Annotated in this window: 23 protein-coding genes; 18 read left to right on the top strand and 5 right to left on the bottom strand. The window is 71.7% G+C overall.

Annotated elements, in window-relative coordinates:
• Positions 1 to 47: 47 nt before the first annotated feature.
• Together cobF and BY998_RS16960 are read left to right on the top strand one after the other, a co-directional pair.
• Complete coding sequence (gene cobF, locus BY998_RS16955; RefSeq protein ID WP_110352789.1) at positions 48 to 806, top strand: precorrin-6A synthase (deacetylating); 759 nt, start codon at positions 48 to 50, stop codon at positions 804 to 806.
• 232 nt (positions 807 to 1,038) lie between these two features.
• Positions 1,039 to 2,337: a hypothetical protein gene (locus BY998_RS16960; RefSeq protein WP_110352790.1), complete on the top strand. Its 1,299-nt coding sequence runs from the start codon at positions 1,039 to 1,041 to the stop codon at positions 2,335 to 2,337.
• A gap of 486 nt (positions 2,338 to 2,823) precedes the next feature.
• Here the strand turns inward: BY998_RS16960 and BY998_RS16965 are convergent, their stop codons facing one another.
• Complete coding sequence (locus tag BY998_RS16965) at positions 2,824 to 3,390, bottom strand: hypothetical protein (protein ID WP_110352791.1); 567 nt, start codon at positions 3,388 to 3,390, stop codon at positions 2,824 to 2,826.
• A 377-nt stretch (positions 3,391 to 3,767) separates the two neighbouring features.
• Here BY998_RS16965 and BY998_RS16970 point away from each other — a divergent pair, with 377 nt between their 5' ends.
• The 3 genes from BY998_RS16970 to BY998_RS16980 all read left to right on the top strand — a co-directional run bounded on the left by BY998_RS16970 (position 3,768) and on the right by BY998_RS16980 (position 6,468).
• On the top strand, positions 3,768 to 4,451 hold the full coding sequence (locus tag BY998_RS16970) for a ParA family protein (RefSeq protein ID WP_110352792.1): 684 nt from the start codon (positions 3,768 to 3,770) through the stop codon (positions 4,449 to 4,451).
• A complete protein-coding gene (locus BY998_RS16975; protein WP_110352793.1) occupies positions 4,435 to 4,791 on the top strand; it encodes a ribbon-helix-helix domain-containing protein in 357 nt (118 codons plus the stop codon). The genes BY998_RS16970 and BY998_RS16975 overlap by 17 nt, the downstream gene beginning before the upstream one ends.
• Positions 4,792 to 5,070: 279 nt before the next feature.
• Positions 5,071 to 6,468 (top strand): septal ring lytic transglycosylase RlpA family protein, encoded by a 1,398-nt coding sequence (locus BY998_RS16980; protein WP_110352794.1) that lies wholly within the window; start codon positions 5,071 to 5,073, stop codon positions 6,466 to 6,468.
• A gap of 69 nt (positions 6,469 to 6,537) precedes the next feature.
• On the opposite strand, the gene BY998_RS16985 is transcribed toward BY998_RS16980, so the two are convergent.
• Both BY998_RS16985 and BY998_RS16990 read right to left on the bottom strand, forming a co-directional pair.
• The gene (locus BY998_RS16985) at positions 6,538 to 8,427 is read right to left on the bottom strand and encodes a hypothetical protein (RefSeq protein ID WP_110352795.1); all 1,890 of its coding nucleotides are present in this window, start codon (positions 8,425 to 8,427) and stop codon (positions 6,538 to 6,540) included.
• Positions 8,428 to 8,554: 127 nt separating this feature from the next.
• Complete coding sequence (locus BY998_RS16990) at positions 8,555 to 8,881, bottom strand: iron-sulfur cluster assembly accessory protein (protein WP_110352796.1); 327 nt, start codon at positions 8,879 to 8,881, stop codon at positions 8,555 to 8,557.
• A gap of 87 nt (positions 8,882 to 8,968) precedes the next feature.
• Between BY998_RS16990 and BY998_RS16995 the strand changes: the two genes are divergently transcribed.
• Positions 8,969 to 10,270 carry a deoxyguanosinetriphosphate triphosphohydrolase gene (locus BY998_RS16995; RefSeq protein ID WP_110352797.1) on the top strand — a complete coding sequence of 434 codons (1,302 nt, stop codon included), beginning with the start codon at positions 8,969 to 8,971 and terminating at the stop codon, positions 10,268 to 10,270.
• Positions 10,271 to 10,292: 22 nt separating this feature from the next.
• On the opposite strand, the gene BY998_RS17000 is transcribed toward BY998_RS16995, so the two are convergent.
• Positions 10,293 to 10,811, bottom strand: a complete 519-nt coding sequence (locus BY998_RS17000; protein ID WP_110352798.1) for a hypothetical protein — start codon at positions 10,809 to 10,811, stop codon at positions 10,293 to 10,295.
• A 156-nt stretch (positions 10,812 to 10,967) separates the two neighbouring features.
• On the opposite strand from BY998_RS17000, the gene BY998_RS17005 reads away from it, so the two are divergent.
• The 8 genes from BY998_RS17005 to BY998_RS17040 all read left to right on the top strand — a co-directional run bounded on the left by BY998_RS17005 (position 10,968) and on the right by BY998_RS17040 (position 18,691).
• Positions 10,968 to 11,423, top strand: coding sequence for a thioesterase family protein (locus tag BY998_RS17005; protein ID WP_110352799.1), 456 nt, complete (start codon positions 10,968 to 10,970; stop codon positions 11,421 to 11,423).
• 86 nt (positions 11,424 to 11,509) lie between these two features.
• Entirely contained in the window at positions 11,510 to 13,270 is a 1,761-nt protein-coding gene (gene argS, locus BY998_RS17010) for an arginine--tRNA ligase (RefSeq protein WP_110352800.1), read from the top strand.
• A gap of 31 nt (positions 13,271 to 13,301) precedes the next feature.
• Positions 13,302 to 14,687, top strand: a complete 1,386-nt coding sequence (locus BY998_RS17015) for an SPOR domain-containing protein (protein ID WP_110352801.1) — start codon at positions 13,302 to 13,304, stop codon at positions 14,685 to 14,687.
• A gap of 347 nt (positions 14,688 to 15,034) precedes the next feature.
• Positions 15,035 to 16,048 carry a beta-N-acetylhexosaminidase gene (nagZ, locus tag BY998_RS17020; protein WP_110352802.1) on the top strand — a complete coding sequence of 338 codons (1,014 nt, stop codon included), beginning with the start codon at positions 15,035 to 15,037 and terminating at the stop codon, positions 16,046 to 16,048.
• Positions 16,049 to 16,207: 159 nt separating this feature from the next.
• Entirely contained in the window at positions 16,208 to 16,483 is a 276-nt protein-coding gene (locus tag BY998_RS17025; protein ID WP_110352803.1) for a twin-arginine translocase TatA/TatE family subunit, read from the top strand.
• A 145-nt stretch (positions 16,484 to 16,628) separates the two neighbouring features.
• A complete protein-coding gene (gene tatB, locus BY998_RS17030) occupies positions 16,629 to 17,066 on the top strand; it encodes a Sec-independent protein translocase protein TatB (protein WP_110352804.1) in 438 nt (145 codons plus the stop codon).
• Complete coding sequence (gene tatC / locus BY998_RS17035) at positions 17,063 to 17,863, top strand: twin-arginine translocase subunit TatC (RefSeq protein WP_110352805.1); 801 nt, start codon at positions 17,063 to 17,065, stop codon at positions 17,861 to 17,863. The genes tatB and tatC overlap by 4 nt, the downstream gene beginning before the upstream one ends.
• A 123-nt stretch (positions 17,864 to 17,986) precedes the next feature.
• Complete coding sequence (locus BY998_RS17040; protein ID WP_110352806.1) at positions 17,987 to 18,691, top strand: metal ABC transporter permease; 705 nt, start codon at positions 17,987 to 17,989, stop codon at positions 18,689 to 18,691.
• A 58-nt stretch (positions 18,692 to 18,749) separates the two neighbouring features.
• Here BY998_RS17040 and BY998_RS17045 read toward each other — a convergent pair whose 3' ends face one another.
• Positions 18,750 to 19,925, bottom strand: coding sequence for an MFS transporter (locus tag BY998_RS17045; protein ID WP_110352807.1), 1,176 nt, complete (start codon positions 19,923 to 19,925; stop codon positions 18,750 to 18,752).
• A gap of 419 nt (positions 19,926 to 20,344) precedes the next feature.
• Here BY998_RS17045 and msuE point away from each other — a divergent pair, with 419 nt between their 5' ends.
• The 4 genes from msuE to BY998_RS17065 are packed head-to-tail and all read left to right on the top strand — an operon-like array spanning position 20,345 to position 23,615.
• Positions 20,345 to 20,920 carry an FMN reductase gene (gene msuE, locus BY998_RS17050; protein WP_110352808.1) on the top strand — a complete coding sequence of 192 codons (576 nt, stop codon included), beginning with the start codon at positions 20,345 to 20,347 and terminating at the stop codon, positions 20,918 to 20,920.
• Positions 20,921 to 20,928: 8 nt separating this feature from the next.
• A complete protein-coding gene (locus BY998_RS17055; RefSeq protein ID WP_110352809.1) occupies positions 20,929 to 21,930 on the top strand; it encodes an aliphatic sulfonate ABC transporter substrate-binding protein in 1,002 nt (333 codons plus the stop codon).
• Positions 21,931 to 21,938: 8 nt separating this feature from the next.
• On the top strand, positions 21,939 to 22,787 hold the full coding sequence (locus BY998_RS17060) for an ABC transporter permease subunit (RefSeq protein WP_110352810.1): 849 nt from the start codon (positions 21,939 to 21,941) through the stop codon (positions 22,785 to 22,787).
• 39 nt (positions 22,788 to 22,826) lie between these two features.
• Positions 22,827 to 23,615 carry an ATP-binding cassette domain-containing protein gene (locus tag BY998_RS17065; RefSeq protein ID WP_110352811.1) on the top strand — a complete coding sequence of 263 codons (789 nt, stop codon included), beginning with the start codon at positions 22,827 to 22,829 and terminating at the stop codon, positions 23,613 to 23,615.
• Positions 23,616 to 23,640: the final 25 nt, after the last annotated feature.

Below are 23,640 nucleotides of genomic sequence, written 5' to 3' on the forward strand. Positions count from 1 at the left end.
CACCAGGGCGGACTTCGCCGGGACACACCCGGCCCGGAAGCTGAGACTTGCGACACATCCACGTCATCGGCATCGGCACGGGCAACCCGGAGCACCTGACGGTTCAGGGCATCCGGGCGCTGCAGGCGACGGACGCCGTCTTCGCCCTCGACAAAGGTGACGCGAAAGCCGGGCTCCTGGGCCTGCGCCGCGCGATCTGCGACCGCTACATCGAGGGCCGCCCCTACCGCTTCGTCGAAGCGCCCGATCCGGAGCGCGACCGCAGACCCACCGATTACGGTGCGGCGGTGGACGACTGGCACGCTGCCCGCGCTGTGCTCTACGAGAGCCTGATCGCGGAGCACCTGCGCGAGGACGAGCGGGGCGCCTTCCTCGTCTGGGGCGATCCTTCCCTCTATGACAGCACCCTGCGCATCCTGGAGCGCGTGCGCGCCCGCGGGTGCGTCGCCTTCACCCATGACGTGATCCCCGGCATCACCAGCGTGCAGGCCTTGGCCGCCGCGCACCGCATCCCGCTCCACCCCATCGGCGAGCCGGTGCGGATCACGACGGGCCGCCGCCTGCGCGAAGGGCTCGGCGAGGGGCCCGGCGCCACCGTGGTGATGCTCGACGGCGACCCGCGCTTCGAGGGTCTCGACCCGGACCTGACGATCTACTGGGGTGCCTATCTCGGCACGTCCGACGAGATCCTCGCCGCGGGCCGGCTCGGCGATGTCGCGGAGGAGATCCGCCGGGTGCGCGCGGAGGCCCGCGTCCGTCACGGCTGGATCATGGACACCTATCTGCTGCTCCGCCCGGCGCCCTGAGGCGCGCCGGGCCGCGCGCGGCCTGCGGCAAAGTGTCGACGCAGGGAAGCGTTCGCCCCTCTTTTGCACTGCCCGGAACGGATTCTTCTGACCCGGCCGGCCCCCGCGGCAAAGGACGCCTCCGGCCGTTTTTTCGCCCTGGCAGAGGCCTTGCTTCGCCACCTCCACGATGGACATTCTCGGGACGACAGAACCCGGACCATCGGGACGACGGATGCCTTGGGGGCGTGAGATGACGGCTGGCTCGCGGCGAGCCGTGCGCGGGGCGACCTGCGTCGCGATTCTGCTGGCCTGCACCTTGATGGCGGGGCCATCGCCGCTCGGCCTGGGCGAGGGCCAGTTGGCGCCCGGCCCGCGTGGGGCGGTGGACCCGGCCGGCCTCGGCCTCACCCTCCGCGAGCCCGACCCGCTCGCAACCGCGCCGGAGCCTTTAGCGACCCGCCTCGCGCTCGGCCCGCAGGGGCGCGACGTGCGGCTCTCCGGCGAGTTGACCGATGGCGCCGCCGAACGGCTCGCCCGCCTCCTCGACGACCACGGGTCGGTCGAGCGCATCCATCTCACCAGCGAGGGCGGCCTCGTCGAGGAGGGGGCAGCCATCGGCGCCCTGATCGCGCGGCACGGCCTCGTCACCTATGTGCCGGATTACTGCGTCTCGGCCTGCACCCTGGCCTTCGTGCGCGGGCGCGAGCGTCTGGTTCTTGCCGAAGCCCGGCTCGGTTTCCACGCGCCCTACGAGATCGGCCCTTTCGGCGTCGAGATCGCGGCCGACAGCGCGCCGGAGCGGGCCGCCTACCTCGCCGCAGGCGTCGAGGCCGATTTCGTCGACGCCGCCCTCAAGGTACGGCCGGACGACCTGATGATCCCCGAGACCACCACCCTGGTGCGGGCCGGGGTCGCCACCGGCATCGTCGGGGCCGACCGCTTCCCCGATTCCACCCTCGACGGGGTCGACGGGCCGGACGGTGCCCGCAGCGTCCTGCTCCGATCGTTTCCGCTCCTGCGCCCGGTCGAGGCGCAGGCGCCCTGGATCGTCGACCGCATCGCCGGCCATTACCGCGCGCTCTACGGGGAGGGCGCCTCCGAGGCCGAGGCCGGCGACAGCCTGCGGCGCCTGGCGAGCCGCACCGTCCTGGCGGGCCTGAGCCGGGCCGAGCCGGAGGCCCTCGTCGCTTTGGGCACCTATCTGGCCCAGGCCATGGACAAGGCCGCGGCGGGGCAGCCGGGAGCCTGCGCGGCGATCGGCGCGGAGGGCAACCTGTTCCTCGCCCGCCGGGTGCTGGGCGAGGGGGGCGATGCCGGCGCCCGGTCGATCATGACCCGGGCGCTGGCGGGGACGGCGCCGATCGCCTCCGGCAGGAACGAGGCCGGCCCGCGCGGGCAGGCCTTGCCCCCGGCCGCCGCCTGCGGCGATCTGCGACGGGCCTACGACGCCGCGCTCGGCCTGCCGCTTCAGGCGGCGGCCGAGGCGTTGCGCGGGCTCGTCTTCGGCACAGCGCCTCCGCCCGCCCTGGAGGCGACGGCCCACCCCTGAACCGCCGCGGATCGGCCGCGGCGATGTTGGCCGCCACGGCATCGATCCCGCGGATGCGACCGGAGATGCCGTCGAGCGCCCCGCCCGCGCCGTCTCGAACCGGCCGGCGCCGCCTCGGTCTGGGCGAGCATGGCCGCGGTCCGGCTCCGCAACCTGAGGACCGACCCCCGCTCGATGGTGGCATAATCACCGACGAGGCAATGCCGCGGCGCCCGGTTGAAGGCATGCCGGTCGTCGGTATCCGCCAGCCCGCCGAGCAGGCCGAGAGCGGCGAAGCTCGCTTGGATCACGCTCTTGCAGGTCGCGCGAACATGGACGAGCTGCCGCATCCGGCCGGCGAGGTCGTCGCGATGGACACGGCTGAAGCCGACGGGAAAGACGGCGGTCGCGCCGACCTCGCATCCTTTTGTCGAGAGGTGTGGCGACGAGTGGTGAAGCAACCACAGAGAAAGCCGAGGCCGGCAAACGAGCCCGGGGCGACGGGGCTTAATGCACCTGACGCGCTCCGGCCCGCAGGCAGCGGGCGAGTTCGTGGCCGATTTCGACCGCAACCTCATCGACGAGGCGGGCCAGGGGCGGGTTGCGCAGGCCGGCCACCAGACCCTTCATCGCGGCGGCGTGGTCGGCCATGCGGTTGGCCTGCCGCTGAACCCGGCTCGCTTCGGGGCCATCGGAGCGGCGCGCCTCGGTCAGATCGAAGGCGAGACCCTGGGTCGCGCGCGGTCCGGCCCCGGGATCGTGCCCGCCCCGGCCCATGAGGCGCAGCCAGCGCGCCCCGTCCAGCCGTGGCCGGGTGCGGATCTCCACCTCGAAGAGGCAGCCATCCTCGCCCGCGGCCCGCAGCATGCTCTCAAAGCGGGCAGCGTCTTCCGCCTCCACCGCGGCCAGCGCCCGAGCCAGCGGCAGCGCGGGCGCATCCTCGATCGGCACGGCGAGCAGGCGCGCCAGGACCGGCGAGAGGGCGATGCGGTCCGAATGCGGATCGTACGCCCAGGCGCCGAGGCAGGCCGTTCCGGCGAACGCGATCGTGAGGTCGGGTTGGAAGGCCGTCATCTCGGGACACCGGCGAAGGATGGAACGCGCACGGCCACCGCCCGAAAGCCGAGGCCTCGGGGATCGTTTCACCCGCGATCTCCGTCTCGGCCCCGCAGGGTCCAAAACATAAACCTCAGGTAAATTTCTAGCCGCAATAACTGTCTTAGGTTATCCTAGCGGAGCCTTCGGCTCGGCGTAAAGCCCTCAGGTCGCGGTAACGGCCAGATCTCAACCACAGGTCCGGCGTCGCGCGCCGAGCGCCCCGTCGAGGACCGCCCGCGGCCGAGCCGTTTAACGGCCGGTTAACCATGTTGGGCGACATCCCGGATCAGGGCATCCCGGCATCACAGGACGGGCCGGCCCGTCGGATTCGAAGGACGATGGGGGCTGCCGGCATGAAAGCGATCACGTTCGTCACGCAGAAGGGGGGCAGCGGCAAGAGCACCCTATGCATCTCGCTCGCCGTCGCCGCGCAGGAGGCGGGCCACACGGTCTGCATCCTGGAGATGGACCGGCAGGCCACCATCTCCGACTGGCTCGACCACCGCACCGCCGACGGCCCGGAGGTGGCGCAGATCGACGCCACGCATCTCGACCTCGTGATGGAGCGTCTGGCCGAGTCCTCCTACGACTACGTCTTCATCGACACGCCCGGGATCGATTCCAGCGGCACCCTCTCGGCGATCCGGGCGGCAGATCTGTGCATCATCCCCTGCCGGCCGACGCCCGCGGACCTGCGCGCCTTCAAGCCGACGCTCGCCGCGGTCTACCGCCTGGAAAAGAAGTTCGCCTTCGTGCTGAACCAGACTCCGCCGCGCTCCTACCGCATCCGCGACGCCGCCGACGGCCTCGCGGTCCTCGGTATCCTGCCCGACGTCAACATCGTCTCCCGCACCGACCACCAGGACGCCATCGGCGTCGGCCAGGGCGTGACCGAGTACAATCCGAAGGGTCAGGCCGCGGGCGAGGTGCGTCGGCTGTGGAGCTGGATCGAGCGCCGGATGCAGGCGGCGCGGCCGCGCAAGGCGTCCGGCCAGGACGCGGGCAAAGAAGCAGGCAAGCATGCCAAGGCCGCCTAAGCTCGACCTCGCCTCGATCGTCGCCTCCGCCAACCCGCCCCAGACCAAGCGCGGGGGCGTGCGCAGGGCCGCGGCGCGCTCCGCCAAGCCGGTGGAAGCGGAGGTCGTCCGGCTCGACCCGGCGAGCCCGGCACAGGATCCGGGACGGGGCGCCACACTCAAGGAGCGCGCCAAGCAGATGTCGGTCTATCTGGAGCCGCCGGTCTACGACCAGCTCCGGGACCTGGCCTATGCCGAGCGCACCAAGATGCACGCACTGATGCTGGAAGCGCTCGATCTGCTGTTCGAGCGGCGCGGCGCCCGCTCCATCGACCAGATCCTGAGCGAGCCCCGGCGCTGAGCCGGGCCGCCCCCTCCAGGCGGGGGAGGGGCGGCCCGAGCGCCGCCGCGGCCGGAATTGTCCGCGCCCATTCCCGTTTTGCAGGCTCCGGCTCGCGCGGCTTGTCCACCGCCCGGGCCGGAGCCCGCGCGCGTTCAGCCTTCCTTTACCGCGTCCGGACGATCCTCTGGGGATGGGTCGGCCCATCGCGTCGGCCCGGTTTGAGTGCGTGATCCTTTCCGGCCCCGCTTTCCGCGGCCGTGAGGGGCCTGTGGCGTAGGCGGGGAGCGGGCGGGCGACATGGCACAGGTCGAGGCACGGGTCTTGGCGGGGGTCGGCACGGCCCCGGAGGATCCGGTGCGGCGCGCGCTGCCGGTCCTGCGCCTGCTGGCGGTCTGCGCGGTGGCGCTGACCACCGCCAACTGCGCCAACAACCCGCAGAAGTTCGCGGGCGCCGCCTCGTCCGATGGCGGGGTCGACCCGAAATACGGGGTGAAGGCGAGCCGCCGCCTCTACAACGAGGGCGACGTGATCCCGAAGGGCGGCGGCCGGCGCTTCTCGGGCAAGCCCTACGTCGTGGCGGGCAAGACCTACGTGCCCCGCGAGGATGCGAAGGGCTATGTCCGCGAGGGCCTCGCCTCCTGGTACGGCAGCGCGTTCCACGGGCGCGTCACCGCCAACGGCGAAGTGTTCGACCGCCACTCCATCGCCGCCGCGCACCCGACCCTGCCGCTGCCGAGCTACGTTCGGGTGACCAACCTCGACAACGGCTACTCGATGATGCTGCGCGTCAACGACCGCGGCCCCTATCACGCCGGTCGCGTCATGGACGTGTCCGAGGAGGCGGCCCGGGCGCTGGACTTCCATCGCCGGGGCACGGCGCGGGTGCGCATCGAATATGCGGGCAAGGCCTCGATCGCCGGCAGCGACGACCGCAAGCTGCTCGCCACCCTGCGCACCGACGGCCGCCCCGCCTCGGGCGGGCGGGCACCGGTCATGATGGCCGATCTCGGTCCGTCCGAGCCGGAGGCCGCCCCCGAGCGGCTCGAGCGCGCCTCGCGGGCGCTCGCCTTCCGCCCGGCGGGCGAGCGCGACGACGACGCGCCGGAGACGGCGCCCGCCGCCCGTCCGCCCCGGCCCGCGCCCGTCGTCCTGGCGAGCGCCGCCGTCGCCGTCCCGGCGGCTCTGCAGCCGACCGCCGGGCGCGCAGCCCCGTTCCGCCCCGCGCCGGTGGCGATGGCCGCCGCGCCCGCCAAGCATTCCCCGAGCCAGCCGGCATCGGGCAAGACCGCTGCGCCTGAGCCGCGCCGCATGGTAGCCGAGGCCGGCTGGCACAAGGACGGTGCGCTCTCGGCCACGCCGCTGCGTCTGGCCTCCGCCCCGGCCCATGCTGCAGCGGTCAACGCCGCAGGGGTCAAGGCTGGCTCCGCGAAACCCGCGCAGGGGAAAGCTGCCCCGATGCAGGCCGCCCCGACCCGGATCGCCTCCAATTCCGCCGGCAGGCAGGCCCCATCGGATCCGGCCGCACGGGCGGCGGCGGTGCCCAACGCCTCGAAGCTCGCCGTCGCCCGCCTCGCCGCCGCACCGCCCCAGGCCGCCGCGAAGCCGGCCGCCAAGGCGACGAAGACGGGCGCGGCACAGGCCCCGAGCGCGCCCGGCACGAAGCCGAAGCGCTCGCAGGTGGCAGCGGCGAACTGACGGACATCGTGGTCCGCCGCCCCCGGACGGGGCGGCACGGACCGCTTCAAGACGCGCTGAAGCCGAAAATTACTCGGCCTTGGCGTTCACCTCGAGCTTGTCGAGGACGGCCGCCGGCGTCGGCGCCGTGCTGACATCGACCATGCCGAGGCCCTCGCCGCTCTTGGACTTGGCGCTGATCGAGAGGGTGCCGGGCTTGGCCACGAACTTGCCCATGGCCGCGCCGATCGCCTTGGCGGCGGCCGAGTTGCCGAGGATGACCGGCACGCCGATCACGCTCGCAGTCACGTATTCCTTGCGCAACTCGTCGGGCTTCAGGCTCAAAACCTTGGCTTGCGCGTCGATGAAGCGCTCGAACAGGCCGCCATTCTCCAGGGTCAGGTCCAGTGCCTTGGCAGTGGCCGAGAGCATGGCGAAGCCGGAGACCGCCGCATCGGGATCGAACACCTCGGGGCCGATGCCGCCGAGGATCGCGTTGAGGTGGAGGCGCCCCATATCCTTGCCGGAAAGGGACAGCTCCTTGAAGCTCAGCTCCCGCTTGTCCTCGCTCCAGGCGGTGTCGGCCACGAGGTCGAGGTCGAGGTCGCGGTAGCCGTAGAGCCCGAGCGAGCCGAGGCCCGGAACGCTCTCCACGACCGAGGCCGGCATGGTCAGGCCGGTGAGCGAGAGGCGGCTCTCGGTGGGCACGCCGTCCTTGGGCGGGCCGAAGGTCATGCTGGCGCCGCGCAGGCCCACCCGCAGCGTCGCCGGGAGCAGCGGGGCGGGAAGCGGCTTCTGGATCTTGAGGGGATCGACGCCCGCCGGCGGAGCCAAAGCCGCCTGGGCGAGGTCGAGGCCGAGATCGGACAGAGTCAGCGTGCCGAGCACGGGGGTGAGGCGGCGCAGATCCGCCTCCTGCGGGTCCGGCGCCGGGGCAGCGCCCTTGGCCGGCGCCTTGTCGGCCGGGGCGGGGGCTTTGGCGAGCTGGCGAAGGGCGGCGATGGTCGGTTCGAGGGAGAAGCCGGTGAGCGAGAGCCGGCCGATCTTGCCCTGAGCCTCCTTGGCGCCGAAGCCGATCTCGGCGAGCGTCAGGCCGGGCTCCGCCCCGCCGCCGGCATAGGCCATGCGGCCGATGCTGAAGGAGAGGGGGTCGTCGCCCTGCACCTCCTTCACGGCGAGGCCGGTCGCCTCCAGGCTGCCGACCGAGACGGATTCGGCGAGATCCGCGAGCAGTCCGGCGGCGCGGGCGCGCTTGGCCGGGTCGGCCTCGGCGAGATCGGCCCCGCCCAAGGCCTCCACGGCCCCGCCCCAGGTCGCGGCCGTCTGGCGCCCGGCGAGGTCGCGGCCGGTGAGCCGGGCGATCGAGATCGTGGTGCCGCGCTCGTCGATGAAGGCGATGGTGTCCACCGCGAGCGAGGCGTAGAGCCGCTGCAGGGCGCTCGCCCCGTTGCCGGCCTCGGCGTAGAGCCGGGCCAGCGCGGTGAGATCGACCTCTTCCGCCCGGATCCGGCCGTAGCTGCCGCTGCCCGCCTGCGGTGCGCCCTCGACGCTGAGCGTCGCGCCCGCCGCGGTCAACTCGCTGATGCGGCCCGCGCGCACCGTGCGCGCCGTGACCTCGCGGTAGGTCACGACCTGCCGCTTCTCGCCGGCGCGGCGCTCGACGCGCAGTTCCGGCAGGGTGAGGCTGCCGGCATCGAGGCGCTGGAGGCGGACCGGCCAGGGATCCTTCGAATCGGTCTTGAAGATCGCGAGCAGGTCGTCGCGCGACAGGCGGGTGCCGCTCACCGTCACCTTCGGCGCGGTGATCAGCGTCTCGCCGAAAGCCAGCGTCACGTTGTCGAGGACGAGATCCTGAACCGCGGAGGCCGCCTCCTGCGCCGATACCGGCGCCGCCGGTGCGACGCCTGTCAGCAGCGCCACCGCGCAGGCCGAAGCGAGCAGTGCCCGCAGGAGGACGGGACGGCGCGTCGATGACGTCATGGCTGGATCGGATCGCAGGCTGGCGGGGGATCGGTGGAGGGCCGTCCCCCATCCCTGCCGGTTTTCCACAGGCGTGGCAATTGCTGCGTTGCCACGCGGTTTCACCTTCGGCGGCCGGCGGCCCGGCTCAGAGGGCGAAGGAGGTGCCGCAGCCGCAGGAGGCGGTGGCCTGGGGATTCTCGATCTTGAAGGACTGGCCGATCAGGTCGTTGACGAAGTCGATCGTCGAGCCGCCCATATATTCGAGCGAGACCGGATCGACGAGCACGGTGGCGCCGTCGCGCTCGATCACCACGTCGTCGCCCTCGCGGGCGTTCGTGATGTCGAAGGCGTAGGAGAAGCCGGAGCAGCCGCCCCCGTTGACGCTGATGCGCAGCGAGGAACCTGCGGGCTCGCCTCCCATGATCTCGTTGATGCGCTTGGCGGCGCGGGCGGTGAGGTTGATGTCGGCCATCGTGGAGCGGTCCCGTCTCGAACCGGTGTCTCGTGCCGGTGTCTCGTGTCCGGCCCGCGATTGTCGCCGGCCGTTGCGACCCAAGATATGAGCGGGACGGACGGGCCGCAACGCGGCCGATCACGGGGAAGGGTTGCACAGGTGCGGCAGAACGGCGAGCGCTGGCGGGCGCCCTATGCCACCGACCCGGGGGCGACCCGCGGGCGGCTGATCCCGGAGGCGTCCTCGCCGACCCGCAGCGACTTCCAGCGCGACCGCGACCGCATCATCCATTCCACCGCCTTCCGGCGGCTGAAGCACAAGACGCAGGTCTTCGTGCACCACGAGGGCGACCATTACCGCACCCGGCTCACGCACACGCTCGAAGTGAGCCAGATCGCCCGCGCGCTCGCCCGGGCGCTCGGCCTCGACGAGGATCTCGCCGAGGCGCTGGCGCTCAGCCACGACCTCGGCCACACCTGCTTCGGCCATACGGGCGAGGACGCGCTCCACGCCTGCATGGCCGCGTATGGCGGCTTCGACCACAACGCCCAGGCGCTGCGCATCGTCACGCGGCTGGAGCGGCGCTACGCCGGTTTCGACGGGCTCAACCTGACCTGGGAGACGCTGGAGGGTCTGGTCAAGCACAACGGCCCGCTCCTCGACGCCTCAGGCGCCCCCGTCCAGCGCTACGCCGCCGCCGGCATCCCCGCGGCGGTGCTGGAATACAACGCCCTCAACGACCTCGAATTGTCGCGCTTCGCCGGCCCGGAGGCGCAGAGCGCGGCGCTGGCCGACGACATCGCCTACGACGCCCACGACCTCGACGACGGGCTGCGGGCCGGCCTGTTCGATCTGCCGGATCTGGCCACCGTGCCGTTCCTGAAGGGATTGCTCGACGAGATCGAAGCCCTGCATCCGGGCCTGGAGCCGTCGCGAAAGATCCACGAGCTGGCGCGGCGCGTCATCACCCGCTTCGTGGAGGACGTGATCCGCGAGGGCGAGGCGCGGATCGCGGCTCTCGCGCCGCGTTCGGTCGCCGACATCCGGGCCGCGGACCACCCCGTCATCGCCTTCTCCCCGGCGATCGCGGAAGCCGACGCGCAGATCAAGCGCTTCCTGTTCGCGCGGATGTACCGCCATCCCGAGGTGATGGCGGTGCGCGCCCGGGCCAACACCATCGTCGCCGACCTGTTCTCCGCCTTCCGCGCCGACCCGGGGCGGATGCCCGCCGAGTGGTCGCAGGGGCTGGAGGGCGCGGGCGAATCCCGCGTGGCCCGACGCATCGCCGACTACATCGCGGGCATGACCGACACCTACGCGGCGCTGGAACATGCCCGGCTGTTCGCGGTGACGCCCGACCTGCATTGGAGCCCGCCGAGCCGGGGCCTGCCGCTGACGGAGCCTTGAGCGCCGTCAGCGGGTCCGGGGCCTACTCGCAGTAGCAGGTGGCGCCGTAGCCGGTGTTGTAGAGCGGCGCGTTGCCGTAGCCGACCGGAGCGTAGCCGTAGGTCGGCGCCGCGTAACCGCCGTAGCCGTAGCCGCCCGTCGCGCCGCCGGCGAGACCGAGGCCGAGCCCCAGGCCAGCGCCAGCCAGACCGATTCCGGCGCCGGCCAGACCGAGCCCTGCGCCCCGTCCGTAACCGTAGCCCCGCCCGTAGAAGCCGCGGGCGGCATAACCGCCCCGGTAGCCGAAGCCGCCAAGCCCGACGCCATGCCCAACGCTGCGATGCCCGAAGCCGCCACGGTATCCGCCGCGATAGCCGCCGAACCGGCCGGCATGGCCGAAGCGCGCACCGTAGCCACGATGGCCGAAGCCGCCGTGGTGGCCGACGGTGCCGCGATACCCGCCGCCATAGCCACCGTGGCCGCCGAAGTCGCGGGCCTCCGCGGTCGCGGGCGCAAGGGTCAGGGCGACGAGCGCCGTGGCGGCGAGGGCAAGGGACTTCATCGGGTGCGGCCTCCGTGACGGGGATGTCTCCGGCGACCACGCCGCCTTTCGCGTCCTGCCTGCAACGCTGCATTCTACCGAGAGGCCGCCTTGTCCCCGCGCCATCCGCACGCGAGGGGCGATGCGGTGCCGGATGACCAGCCGAGGGAGACCCGATTGAGCGCCGACCGAGAGCCCCGCGAGACCCGCGCCGCCTATCCCCGCCTCGTGCCGCTGGCCACGCGCTGGGGCGACAACGACGTCTACGGGCACGTCAACAACGTGGTTTATTACGCCTTCTTCGACACGGCGGTGAACGGCCTCCTGGTCGAGGCGGGCGCCCTCGACATCGCCCGCTCTGCGGTGATCGGCCTCGTGGTGGAAACCGGCTGCCGCTACTTCGCGCCGGTCGCCTTCCCCGACCGGATCACGGCCGGCGTGCGGGTGGCCCGTCTCGGCCGCACCAGCGCCCGCTACGAGGTGGCGATCTTTCGTGAGGACGAGCCCGAGGCCGCCGCCCAGGGACATTTCGTCCACGTCTACGTGGACCGCGACACGCGCCGCCCGGTGCCGCTGCCGGAGCGCTTGCGCGCGGTGCTGACGCGCCTCGCGCCGGAAGCGGGCGCGCCGTGACACCCCCGTCCGCCATTGCTATGCCGCCCCCGACAGTCCGGCCGCCCGCCACGCGCGGCCGACGCAACGACGAACGCCCGAGCCCCATGAACATCTTCGCCCTCTTCGAGACGCGCGTGCGCGAAGCGCTCGAATCGCTCATCCGCTCCGGCCGGCTGCCCGAGGGGCTCGACCTGTCGCGGGTGCTGGTCGAGCCGCCGCGCGATCCCTCCCACGGGGATCTCGCCACCAACGCCGCCCTGGTGCTGGCCAAGGAGGCCAAGCAGAACCCGAAGGCGCTGGGCGAGGTGCTCGCCGAGGAGTTGCGCGCCGATCCCCGCATCACCGAGGCGAGCGTGGCGGGCCCCGGCTTCATCAACCTGCGTCTGGCTCCGGGCGTCTTTCACGAGGTGATCCGTGCAGCCCTTCGCGAGGGCGACGCGTACGGGCGCGGAAACATGCCGGGGGGCCCGGTCAACATCGAGTACGTCTCGGCCAACCCGACGGGGCCGATGCATGTCGGCCACGGGCGCGGGGCGGTGTTCGGCGACGCGCTCGCCAACCTGCTCGCCGCCGCCGGCCGGCCGGTGACGCGCGAGTACTATATCAACGATGCGGGCGCGCAGGTCGACGTGCTCGCCCGCTCCGCATACCTGCGCTACCGCGAGGCTCTGGGCGAGACGATCACGATCCCCGAGGGGCTCTATCCGGGCGATTACCTCAAGCCGGTCGGCGAAGGGCTCGCCGCCGCGCATGGCCGTTCGCTGCTCGACAAGCCGGAGGCCGAGTGGCTGGCGCCGGTGCGCCGCTTCGCCATCGACGCGATGATGGATCGGATCCGCGAGGATTTGGCGGCCATCGGCATCCGCCACGACGTGTTCTTCTCCGAAGCCACCCTCCAGGGCGGCCAAGGGGGCAACAAGGTCGCCGAACTCCTCGACGCCCTGCGCGAGAAGGGCCTCGTCTACGAGGGGCGCCTGCCGCCGCCCAAGGGCCAGCTTCCCGAGGATTGGGAGGATCGGGAGCAGACCCTGTTCCGCTCGACCGATTTCGGCGACGACGTGGACCGGCCGCTGCTGAAGTCGGACGGCTCCTACACCTACTTCGCCTCCGACATCGCCTATCACAGGGACAAGTGGCTGCGGGGCGCCAACGAACTCATCGACGTGCTCGGGGCGGACCACGGCGGCTACGTCAAGCGCATGCAGGCGGCCGTGAAGGCCGTGAGCGAGGGGGAAGCCCGGCTCGACGTCAAACTTTGCCAGCTGGTGCGGCTTTTGCGCGCAGGCGAGCCGGTGAAGATGTCCAAGCGCGCGGGCGAGTTCGTGACCCTGCGCGAGGTCATCGACGAGGTCGGCCGCGACGCGATCCGCTTCATGATGCTCTACCGCAAGAACGACGCGACGCTCGATTTCGACCTCGCCAAGGTCGTGGAGCAGTCCAAGGACAACCCGGTCTTCTACGTGCAGTACGGCCACGCCCGGCGCTTCTCGGTGCTGCGCCAGGCCCGCGAGGCGATGCCCGGCGACGACGTCTCCCGGGAGGCGTTGCTCGCGGATGCCGACCTCTCGGCCCTCACCGATCCCGGTGAGATCGAGATGATGCGGCTCATTGCCCAGTATCCGCGGGTGCTCGAATCTGCGGCGGCGGCGCACGAACCGCATCGAATCGCGTTCTATCTCTATGAGACCGCGTCTTCGCTGCATAGTTTCTGGAACAAGGGCAAAGACTTGCCGCAATTACGGATTGTTAATCCAACCGACAGAAAGTCCACCCGGGCCCGCTTGGCCCTCGTCGAGGCCTTGGGCGGCGTTCTCGCCTCCGGCCTCGCGGTCCTGGGGGTCTCCGCACCCGACGAGATGCGGTGACGCCGGAAGGTGATGTTGAGAGGATGAGGCCATGACGGGACACGCATCGCGCGCGACGGTCGATTTCGACGCCTTCGAGCGCGAGCTGCGTCAGACGTCGCAGGAGGCGGCTCAGGCGAAGGCGCCCGCGGCCGCCCCCAAGGGCGACCCCAAAGGCGATCCCCTTGCCGAACTCGCCCGTATCGTCGGACAGGACGACCCCTTCCGTGCCCTGCTGGAGGCGCGGGAGAAGAGCGGCGCGCAGGCGGCCCCCGAAATCCGCGCCGCCGAGAGCGGCCGGCCGGCCCGCGTCGAGCCGACCTTCGTCGACGCGCCGCCGCCGCAAGCGTCGCGCAGCCCGGCGGACGCCTTCGACCAGTATCTCGCCTCGGTCGAGCAGGGCATGTACGCCGAGGGCCAGACCTCGGACCCGGCGGCCTTCGCCGAGGCCGACACGGATTACCGCACCCGTCCCGCCGAGCGTCCCCGCGGCCGCAACCGCCTCGTGCAGGTCGGCGCGGGCCTCGCCGTCGTGGCCGTCTGCGTCGGCGGCGCGCTCGCGTGGCGCGGCACGCATGGCGGCAGCGGCGGCCCGATCACGGTGCTCGCCGACAAGACCCCGCTGAAGGTGCAGCCGGCCGCCAGCGACGGCGTCGAGATTCCGGACCAGAACAAGCAGATCTACGACCGCAACGCCAAGGACGGTCAGATCAAGATCGTCAACCGCGAGGAGCAACCCCTCGACGTGAACCAGGCCGCCCGCACGGCCGCCGCGCGCAACGAGGGCAGCGAGCCGGGACAGGGCGGCGCGACCCCCGGCCAGGGCGGCCTGCTCACCGACTCGCTCGGGGAGCCGCGCCGGGTGCGCACCGTCTCGGTCAAGCCCGATACCCCGGTCCACCAGCCGCAGGCTCAGCCGCAGGCCGAGGCCCCCCCGGCTCCGGCCTCGCCGATCCCGACCATGACGCTGCCCGACTCGGCCGGCGCCGGCACCGCGACGCCCTCGTCGGAACCCCGCCGGTCCGCCTCCCGCAGCCTGGCCTCGAACCCGGTTGCCGCGCCCGTCGCCGAGGCGCCGCCGGCTCCGCCCGTGCCGCAGCCGAAGGCGCCGCAGCGCGTCGCCTCCGTCTCGCCCGAGACCACCGCGAGCACCGGCACCGAATCGCCCGCCGCCTCGGCCTCGCTCACCGCGCCCGTCAGCGGCTACTCGGTGCAGCTCGGCGTGCGCGGCAGCGAGAGCGAGGCGCGGGCCGCCTTCCGCGAGATGCAGGGAAAGTACAGCCAGCTCTCCGGCAAGCCCGAGTTGATCCGACAGGCCGAGGTGAACGGCAAGACCCTCTTCCGCGTCCGCGTCGGGCCCCTGGGCAAGAGCGAGGCCTCCAGCCTCTGCACCGCGCTGCAGGGCTCGGGCGGCCAGTGCTTCGTGGCCAAGAACTGAGCGATCACCGCGGACTAAACCCCGACCGGATCGCCCGTTTCGACGGGCGATCCGGCGAGCCTGTTCCAGGGCGCTGATCCCGTCCGCCCCCTCATCCCGAGGCCCCCGCGCCAGCGGGCCTCGAAGGAGGCTCCGAGACTCACGCCGGCTCGCCGGGGGGCATGGCGCGACCCGCCGCTCATGCTGTTTTTCGGTCGATCGCTTCGGGGTTCGCCCCCTCCGTCACCGCGAGGCGATGCCGAAGCAGGGATGCAGACGAGACCGAAGCGATCGACCGGACATCGTATTAGTCCCACCCTGCGCCGCCACCGCGCGCCGACCCGTCACCCCAAGGAATGCCGGCCCGTATGACCTCCGCCAGCACGCCCCGCGCCGTCATCCTCGGCTGCTCCGGCACGGCGCTGACGCCGGAGGAGACGGCCTTCTTCCGCGACCTGCGGCCCTGGGGCTTCATCCTGTTCAAGCGCAACATCGGCACGCCCGACGCGGTGCGCGCCTTGACCGCGTCCCTGAGGGCGGTGGTCGGGCGCGACGATGCGCCGATCCTGATCGACCAGGAGGGCGGACGGGTGCAGCGCATGGGGCCGCCGCACTGGCCGAAATACCCGGCCGGCGGTCGCTTCAAGGCCTTCGGCGAGCGAGCCGCGGCGATGGCCCGGCTCGGCGCCCGGCTGATGGCCCACGACCTGCACGCGGTCGGCATCAATGTCGATTGCGCGCCGATGCTCGACGTGCCCGTGGCGGGCTCGGACAACATCATCGGCGACCGCGCCTACGGCGACACGCCCGAGGCCGTGACCGAACTCGGCCGCGCCGTGGCCGAGGGGCTGATGGCGGGCGGGGTGCTGCCGGTCATCAAGCACATTCCCGGGCACGGCCGGGCGACCTGCGACAGCCATCTCGACCTGCCGGTGGTCGAGGCCGACCGGGAGAGCCTGCAGGCCGCCGATTTCCGCCCGTTCCGGGCGCTCGCCGACCTGCCGCTCGCCATGAGCGCGCACGTGGTGTTCACGGCCCTCGACCCCGAACGGCCGGCCACGCTCTCGCCGAGCGTGATCCGCGAGATCGTGCGCGGCGCGATCGGCTTCGACGGTCTCCTGATGACCGACGACCTCTCGATGCAGGCGCTTCAGGGCCCGTTCCGCGCGCGGGCGGAAGCGGCCTACGGCGCCGGCATCGACGTGGTGCTCCATTGCAACGGGCGCATGGACGAGATGCGGGCGGTGGCCGAGGCGACCCCCGATCTGGCCGGCGAGGCCGACGCCCGCGCCCGCGCCGCCTTGGCCCGGCTCGCGCCGCCGGATCCCTTCGACGCGGCGGAAGCCCGCGCCCGCTTCGAGGCGGCCTTCGCCAGCGCCTGAGAAGGCCTGAGGACGAGGCAACCTGCGACAAAGAAGGGCAAAGCCTGCGTGGCGTTTGCCCGCTCCTTCCCCCTGTGCTGCTTGTGTTCGCGCCAGTCGATCCCTAGGTTCGCCCCAGTTCAAAGGAGGGCGCCGCCGGTTGCGGCGCAGGAGGTTGCCATGGGCAGCATGAGTGTCTGGCACTGGGTGATCGTGGCGGTCGTCGTCATGCTGCTGTTCGGCCGCGGCAAGGTGTCGGAGCTGATGGGCGACGTCGCCAAGGGCATCAAGGCCTTCAAGAAGGGCATGGCCGACGACGAGACCCAGCCCACCCAGACCACCGCCGTTCCGCCCGTGGGGCCGAACGACCCGGTGCGCACCCTGCCGCACCAGGGCGCGCCGGGCGCCGCCCCGCAGCAGACCCACGTGCCCGCCGGCGACCACAAGGCGGTCTGAGCCGCTTCCCGAGCGCGAGCCGGGTCGGATCGGGATAAGAGGCCGGGGACGGTCGCTGCGCGCCGTTGAAGATCGGCGCCGGGCGGGATAGCGCGGGCCGCGCACCCGTCCGATCGGGGCGCGGGGCCGCGGGACGGACGACGCGATGCTGGACATGAGCTGGGGCGAGGTGATGCTGATCGGCGGCGTCGCCCTGATCGTCATCGGACCCAAGGACCTGCCGAAGGCCCTGCGCACGCTCGGCCAGATCACGACCAAGGTCCGCCGCATGGCCGGCGAGTTCCAGTCGCAGTTCAACGAGGCGATCCGCGAGGCGGAGCTCGAGGAGGTCCGCCGCGACGTCGAGGGCGTCAAGCGCACCGTCGACGCCGCCCGGCCGACGTTCAACCCCGTCGACACGATCCGCAACGAGATCCGCAGCGCCGTCGACGGACGCGGCGGCCCGTCGGCGAGCGCCGCCGCGTCCAACGAGACGGGCAGCTTCGACGTGCCGCGGCCGACGCCCCAGCAGCAGGCGGCGCAGGTCGCCGATCCCGCCCCGACCACCCCCGGCAGCAAACCCGAGACAGGCCCGACTCCATGAGCGACGAGCGCGATGAGGCCGAGATCGAGGCCTCGCGGGCACCCCTTCTGGAGCACCTGATCGAACTGCGCTCGCGACTCATCAAGTCGCTGATCGCGTTCATCGTGATGTTCTTCGCGTGCTTTTTCTTCTCGAAGCAGATCTACAACGTGCTCGTGTACCCCTACGTCTCGATCGTGGGGGCGCAGAACGCCGAGTTGATCGCGACGCACTTCCTCGAGCAGGTCTTCACCAACATCAAGCTCAGCGTGTTCGGCGCGGGCTTCCTGGCCTTCCCGGTCATCGCCACGCAGGTCTACGCCTTCGTGGCGCCCGGCCTCTACCGCAACGAGCGGCAGGCCTTCCTGCCCTATCTCGTGGCCACGCCGATCTTCTTCCTGCTCGGCGCCCTCGTCGTCTACTTCCTGGCGATGCCGTTGCTGATCCAGTTCTCGGTCTCGCTGCAGCAGATCGGGCAGCCGGGCGAGGCGACGATCAAGCTCCTGCCGAAGGTCGACGAGTACCTCTCGCTGATCATGACGCTGATCTTCGCCTTCGGTCTCGCCTTCCAGATGCCGGTGATCCTCACGCTTCTGGGCCAGATCGGCGTGATCGACGCGGCCTTCCTGCGGGAGAAGCGGCGCTACGCCATCGTGCTCGTCTTCGTGGCCGCGGCGATCCTGACGCCGCCGGACGTGATCTCGCAGCTCTCGCTGGCGATCCCGATGCTGCTCCTCTACGAGGCTTCCGTCTTCTCGGTCGCCCGCATGGAGAAGATCCGCGCCGCCCGGCGGCGGGCGCAGGGGCTGGAGCCCTGAGAGAGCCGGCCTCCCGGCGCATAAGCGGAAACTAAGCTCTCTTGCGCATCACACTCTTGTGCGCAAGCTTGTGGGCCGGAATCCGCGAACCATAACCCTCCGATCCAATACGGAGGGAACACCATGTTACGCACGATGCGGACCGCTCTCACGCTCGCCGCCCTGACCACGCTCGCGGGCGCGGCCCAGGCCGCGCCGGACCTGCAGCGGGTGCGCGGCACGATCGAGAGCAGCGACGGCGGCTCGGTCACCGTCAAGACCACCGACGGCACCTCGCAGACCGTGCAGCTCGGCGGCGCCAAGTTCGCCTGGGTGGTGAAGTCGAGCCTCGACCAGATCAAGGAAGGCACCTTCATCGGCACCGCCACCAAGGGCGAGAACCCGATGACGGCGCTCGAAGTGGTGCTCTTTCCCGAATCCATGCGCGGCACGGCGGAGGGTCACTACGCCTGGGATGCGATCCCCGATCACACCGCGGGCGGCGGCGGCCCGGTGGTGAAGAGCTCCATGACCAACGGCACCGTGAAGGCCGGCGGCGCCGGCGCGGGCGGTGCCCCGAAGGTCAAGAGCTCCATGACCAACGCCACCGTCGCCAGCAGCGACGCCGGCTCCGGCGGCGGCGAGCGCACGCTGACCGTGACCTACGACAAGGACGGCTCGAAGACGATCGTCGTGCCGCCCAAGGCGCCGATCGTCGCCTTCGAGCCCGCCGACAAGGCGATCCTGACGCCCGGCGCCAAGATCTTCGTGGTCGCGGCCAAGGACGGGGGCAAGCTCGACGGCAAGCTCGTCGCGGTGGGCAAGGACGGCCTCACCCCGCCGATGTGAGGCGTCTCGACGCCACAGCCGTCATCGCGAGGCGGAGCCGAAGCGATGACGGCGGCTGTCAGGACCGTCCCTGGTTTCCCGCCAGGGACGGCCACAGGGGCCGCGCCACCGCCGTGGCGGCAAGCCCGAGGCCCAGAAGAGAAACCGCCGCAGCCAGGGCCGGCAACTCCGAATAGCCCGCGCCGAGCGTCAGTGCCGTGCCGCCGAGCCACGCGCCGAGCGCGTTGCCGAGGTTGAACGCGCCCTGATTGAGCGTCGAGGCAAGGTTGGGCGCGTCGCTCGCCGCCTCCACCACCCAGACCTGCAGCGGCGAGACCAGGGCGAAGGCGAGCCCGCTCCAGAGCACCAGCACCGCCAGCGCCGGCACCGCGAAGGGCGCGACCAGCGAGAGGGCGACGAGCACCGCGATCAGGCCCGCGAAGCTGCCGAGCACGGTGCGCATCAGGCTGCGGTCCGCAAGCCAGCCGCCCGCGAGATTGCCGACGGTGAGCCCGACGCCCGCCGCGAACAGCGCTCCCGTCACGCCGCTCGGCGTCAGATGCGTCACGGTGAGCAGGAACGGCGCGATGTAGGTGAAGACCGTGAAGAAGCTCACCGAGGACAGGGTCGAGACCAGCATCGGCCGCAGCACCGGCCAGCGCCCGAGCGCCCTGAACTCCTTGGCCAGGCCGCCACGCGTGCCCGGCATCCCGTTGGGCAGGGCGAAGGCGATGGCCGCGCTCGCCGCGAGCCCGATCCCGACCACGGCCCAGAAGGTGGCGCGCCAGCCCATCGCCTGACCGAGCGCAGTGCCCAGCGGGACGCCGAGCACGTTGGCCAGCGTCAGGCCGGCGAACATGAGCGAGACGGCCTGGGTGCGCTTCTCCCGCGGCACGAGATTGCGCGCGACGATGGCGCCGATGCCGAAGAAGGCGCCGTGGGCGAAGGCCGTGGCGACGCGCGCGGCCATCAGCAGCCAGTAATCCGGCGCCAGGGCGCAGGCGAGGTTGCCGAGGACGAACACCGCCATGAGGGCGAGCAGGGCGGTCTTGCGGGGCAGCGGCGCGGTCGCCATCGCCACGAGCGGCGCCCCGATGACGACGCCCATCGCGTAGCCCGAGACGAGGTGACCCGCCTGCGGGATGGTGACGTCGAAGTCGCGGGCCACCTCCGGCAGGAGGCCCATGATGACGAACTCGGTCGTGCCGATGCCGAAGGAGGCGACGGCGAGCGCGAGGATCGGCAGAGGTGCCATGCGGATGCTCCGGTGCAGCGCACCCGTTGCGCTGCAGCATGAGCCTGCAACATGGCCATCCGCCGGGAGCCGGACAGCCGAGCCGCCGGGAGGCAGGCCTGCACTCAGGACAGGACAGAACGGGCGGCGCGGGCGCGCGAGCCGTCACAGGTCCCCACAGAGGCCATCCGCACAGGCCCCGCGAAGACGCGGAAGAATCTTCCGGCCCAACCCATCGCGGCGGTACGGCCATCCTCCGACTGCGGAAAACAACGTAAAAACTATCCGTTGATTTGCCGCACAGTGGCTCACTACATTTCACGACAACAACGCCATCACAACGCTCCGCATTCCGACAAAGACTTCGCTGCCGCAGTGCTTTTTCTAAGCATTCGGTTGTCGGTCGGTCGCGACTGCGGTCAAAGTCTGGATCACCCGCGATGCCCGCACGGATCGTTGCCTTCTCCGGCAACACGCACCGCCCCTCCCGCACCCGCACCCTGGTCGAGGCGGTGGCCGCCGAATTGTCGCGCCTGCGCCCGATCGACCTGAAGCTCTACGACCTCGTCGATGCCGGCACCGGAATCACCGTGGCGAGCCGCTCCGCCCTGCCGCTGCCGGCGGCGCGGATCGTGGAGGCGATCGAGAACGCCGACGCGCTGATCGTCGGCTCGCCGGTCTACAAGGGCAGCTATGCGGGGTTGTTCAAGCACCTGATCGACTTCGTGGCGCCCGAAGCCCTCGTCGGCAAGCCGGTGGTGCTGACCGCGACCGGCGGCGGCCCGCGCCACGCGCTGGTGGTCGAGCATTCCCTGCGCCCGCTGTTCGGCTTCTTCTCGGCCCAGACCGCGCCGACCGCCGTCTATGCCGGCGACACCGAGATCAGTGAGGGCCGCGTCGCCGACGCGATCGTGCGGACCCGCGTGGCGCAGGCCGCGGCCGAACTCGCCCGGCTCCTCGACGCCGCGCCGGCCGCCGATCTCCCGGCCGCCCTGTCTGCCGCCGCCGCACGCTGAGGCACGGGATGATCGACCGCCGCCGCCTCCTCGCCGCAGGTCTCGCAACGGGTCTCGTCTCGAGTCTCGCGGCGGCCGGCAGCAGCCTTGGCCCGCGCCCGGCCCGGGCCGCCGAGCCGGGCGTCCTGCGCATCGGCTACCAGAAGAACGGCATCCTCGCGGTCGCCCGCGAGCAGGCCGCGATCGAGGCCGCACTCAAGCCGCAGGGCGTGAGCGTGCGCTGGGTCGAGTTCTCGTTCGGGCCGCCGCTGCTGGAGGCCCTGAACCTCGGCGCGATCGATTTCGGCCAGACCGGCGACGCGCCGCCGATCTTCGCCCAGGCCGCAGGTGCCAACTTGGTCTATGCGGCCGCCCAGCCCAACGGCGGCTCGGGCTCGGCGATCCTGCTGCCGAAGGGCTCCCCGATCGCTACGCTTGCCGACCTCAAGGGCAAGCGCGTCGCCTTCGCCAAGGGGTCGAGCGCCCACAACCTCACCGTCGCCGCGCTGGAGAAGGCGGGCCTCGGCTACCGCGACATCACCCCCGTCCTGCTCGCGCCGGCCGACGGCGCGGCGGCGTTCGCCGGCGGCACGATCGACGCCTGGACGGTGTGGGATCCCTACTTCGCCATCGCCGAGGAAGGGCAGGGCGCGCGCATCCTCGTCCAGGCCCCGGACATCACGCCCACCAACAACTTCTTCCTCGCGAACAAGGGCTTCGCCGACGAGCGGCCGGATGTTCTCGAGGCCGCCATCGCCGCGCTGGGCGCGGTCGCGATCTGGTGCGAGCGCAACCGTCCCAGCGTCGCGGCGAGCCTGTCGAAGATCACCGGCGTGCCGCTCGCCGCCACGCGCCGCGCGGTGGATCGCATCCGCTTCGTGATCGCGCCGATGGATGCGGCGGTGACCGCCGAGCAGCAGCGCATCGCCGACCGCTTCTTTCGGCTCGGCGTGATCCCCCGCTCCGTGCGCGTGTCCGACATCGTCTGGGCGCCGCCCGCGGCCTCCGACCGAACCCAGAAGAACGGGTGAGCCGAACCATGGCCGATTCCGCCGCGATCCGATCGCTCCCCGGCCGCGCGCACCGCGCCGAGGCCGCCGCGCCGCTTCGATTGAAGCCCCTGCGCCTGCCGACGGCGAAGCTGCTGCCCTGGTTGCTGCCGACCCTCGTCCTGGCCGGCTGGCAGGCGGCGGCCTCCTTCGGGTTCGTCTCGACCCGGTTCATGCCCGCCCCCCTCGACGTCGCCGCCGCGGGCTGGCGCCTCGCCCAGACCGGAGAACTCTGGGAGAACCTCTGGGTCAGCTTCGCCCGGGCGGCCGCCGGCTTCCTCATCGGCGGCGGCATCGGGCTGACCTTCGGGCTGGCCAACGGCCTCTCGAACCTCTCGGAAAAGCTCACCGACACGACGCTTCAGATGGTGCGCAACATTCCGCACCTGTCGCTGATCCCGCTGGTGATCCTGTGGTTCGGCATCGACGAGGGGGCCAAGCTTTTCCTCGTAGCGCTCGGCGTGTTCTTTCCCGTCTACGCCAACACCCTGCACGGCATCCGCTCGGTCGATCCGCAGCTCATCGAGATGGGCCGGGTCTACGGCATGAACCGGCGCGAGTTGTTCTGGCGCGTGGTGCTGCCGGGCGCGCTGCCCTCGATCTTCGTCGGCGTGCGCTACGCGCTCGGCATCATGTGGCTGACGCTGATCGTGGCCGAGACGATCTCGGCCAATTCCGGTCTCGGCTACATGGCGATGCAGGCCCGCGAGTTCATGCTGGTCGATGTCGTGGTGCTGGCGATCCTGATCTACGCCGCCCTCGGCAAGCTCGCCGACAGCCTGACGAGGGCGCTGGAGCGGCGCTGCCTCGCCTGGAACCCGGCCTACCGCAACGCCTGATCCTTCTTTCCGCGCGTCCTTCTTCCGCGAGTGAGTTCCATGTCCGCTGCCACCGCCCTGCGCGTCGAGGACGCCGCGCGCCCTCGCGAGGCCGGCCTCGCCATCACCCTGCGCGGCCTCTCGAAAAGCTTCGACGGGGGGGCCGCCGTCATCCGCGGGCTCGACCTGCACGTGCCCGCCGGGCAGTTCGTCGCCGTGGTCGGCCGTTCCGGCTGCGGCAAGAGCACCCTGCTGCGCCTCATCCTCGGCCTCGAGGAACCCACCGCCGGCCGCGTGTCGATCAACGGCGGCTCGGGACAAGGCGCGGGCCAGTCCAAAAAAATCATGTTCCAGGAGCCGCGGCTGCTGCCCTGGACCCGGGTCGCCGACAACGTCGCGGTCGGGCTCGGTCGCGAGACGCCCCGCGCCGAGCGGCGCAAGCGGGCGCTCGCCGTCCTCGACGAGGTCGGGCTCGCCGAGAAGGCCGGCAACTGGCCAGCCACGCTGTCCGGCGGCCAGCGCCAGCGGGTGGCGCTCGCCCGCGCCCTGGTCAGCCGCCCGGCGCTGCTCGCCCTCGACGAGCCGCTGGGTGCGCTCGACGCGCTCACCCGCATCGAGATGCAGGCGATGATCGAGCGGATCTGGGAGGCCCAGGGCTTCACCGCGATCCTCGTCACGCACGATGTCGGCGAGGCGGTGGCGATGGCCGACCGCATCCTCGTCGTGGAGGAGGGCGCCATCGCGCTGGACGTCGCCGTGGACGTGCCCCGGCCCCGCCGCCGGGGCGATGCGGCGCTCGCCGAATTGGAGGGCCGCATCCTCGACCGGCTCCTCGGCCACCGCGCCTGACCCTTTCCTTCGTTTTTTCGGAGCG

Source organism: Methylobacterium sp. B4 (assembly GCF_003201865.1).
Lineage (GTDB): Bacteria > Pseudomonadota > Alphaproteobacteria > Rhizobiales > Beijerinckiaceae > Methylobacterium.

Excerpts from the sequence above, each read along its gene's own strand:
- BY998_RS16990 (WP_110352796.1), bottom strand. The coding sequence starts at position 8,881 with ATGGCCGACATCAACCTCACCGCCCGCGCCGCCAAGCGCATCAACGAG.
- BY998_RS16995 (WP_110352797.1), top strand. The coding sequence starts at position 8,969 with ATGAGCGGGACGGACGGGCCGCAACGCGGCCGATCACGGGGAAGGGTT.
- argS (WP_110352800.1), top strand. The coding sequence starts at position 11,510 with ATGAACATCTTCGCCCTCTTCGAGACGCGCGTGCGCGAAGCGCTCGAA.
- BY998_RS17065 (WP_110352811.1), top strand. The coding sequence starts at position 22,827 with ATGTCCGCTGCCACCGCCCTGCGCGTCGAGGACGCCGCGCGCCCTCGC.
- BY998_RS16975 (WP_110352793.1), top strand. The coding sequence starts at position 4,435 with ATGCCAAGGCCGCCTAAGCTCGACCTCGCCTCGATCGTCGCCTCCGCC.
- BY998_RS17015 (WP_110352801.1), top strand. The coding sequence starts at position 13,302 with ATGACGGGACACGCATCGCGCGCGACGGTCGATTTCGACGCCTTCGAG.
- tatC (WP_110352805.1), top strand. The coding sequence starts at position 17,063 with ATGAGCGACGAGCGCGATGAGGCCGAGATCGAGGCCTCGCGGGCACCC.
- msuE (WP_110352808.1), top strand. The coding sequence starts at position 20,345 with ATGCCCGCACGGATCGTTGCCTTCTCCGGCAACACGCACCGCCCCTCC.
- BY998_RS16970 (WP_110352792.1), top strand. The coding sequence starts at position 3,768 with ATGAAAGCGATCACGTTCGTCACGCAGAAGGGGGGCAGCGGCAAGAGC.
- BY998_RS16960 (WP_110352790.1), top strand. The coding sequence starts at position 1,039 with ATGACGGCTGGCTCGCGGCGAGCCGTGCGCGGGGCGACCTGCGTCGCG.
- BY998_RS17040 (WP_110352806.1), top strand. The coding sequence starts at position 17,987 with ATGTTACGCACGATGCGGACCGCTCTCACGCTCGCCGCCCTGACCACG.
- BY998_RS17045 (WP_110352807.1), bottom strand. The coding sequence starts at position 19,925 with ATGGCACCTCTGCCGATCCTCGCGCTCGCCGTCGCCTCCTTCGGCATC.
- BY998_RS17000 (WP_110352798.1), bottom strand. The coding sequence starts at position 10,811 with ATGAAGTCCCTTGCCCTCGCCGCCACGGCGCTCGTCGCCCTGACCCTT.
- tatB (WP_110352804.1), top strand. The coding sequence starts at position 16,629 with ATGCTGGACATGAGCTGGGGCGAGGTGATGCTGATCGGCGGCGTCGCC.
- BY998_RS17055 (WP_110352809.1), top strand. The coding sequence starts at position 20,929 with ATGATCGACCGCCGCCGCCTCCTCGCCGCAGGTCTCGCAACGGGTCTC.
- nagZ (WP_110352802.1), top strand. The coding sequence starts at position 15,035 with ATGACCTCCGCCAGCACGCCCCGCGCCGTCATCCTCGGCTGCTCCGGC.
- BY998_RS17025 (WP_110352803.1), top strand. The coding sequence starts at position 16,208 with ATGGGCAGCATGAGTGTCTGGCACTGGGTGATCGTGGCGGTCGTCGTC.
- BY998_RS17060 (WP_110352810.1), top strand. The coding sequence starts at position 21,939 with ATGGCCGATTCCGCCGCGATCCGATCGCTCCCCGGCCGCGCGCACCGC.
- BY998_RS16985 (WP_110352795.1), bottom strand. The coding sequence starts at position 8,427 with ATGACGTCATCGACGCGCCGTCCCGTCCTCCTGCGGGCACTGCTCGCT.
- BY998_RS16980 (WP_110352794.1), top strand. The coding sequence starts at position 5,071 with ATGGCACAGGTCGAGGCACGGGTCTTGGCGGGGGTCGGCACGGCCCCG.
- BY998_RS16965 (WP_110352791.1), bottom strand. The coding sequence starts at position 3,390 with ATGACGGCCTTCCAACCCGACCTCACGATCGCGTTCGCCGGAACGGCC.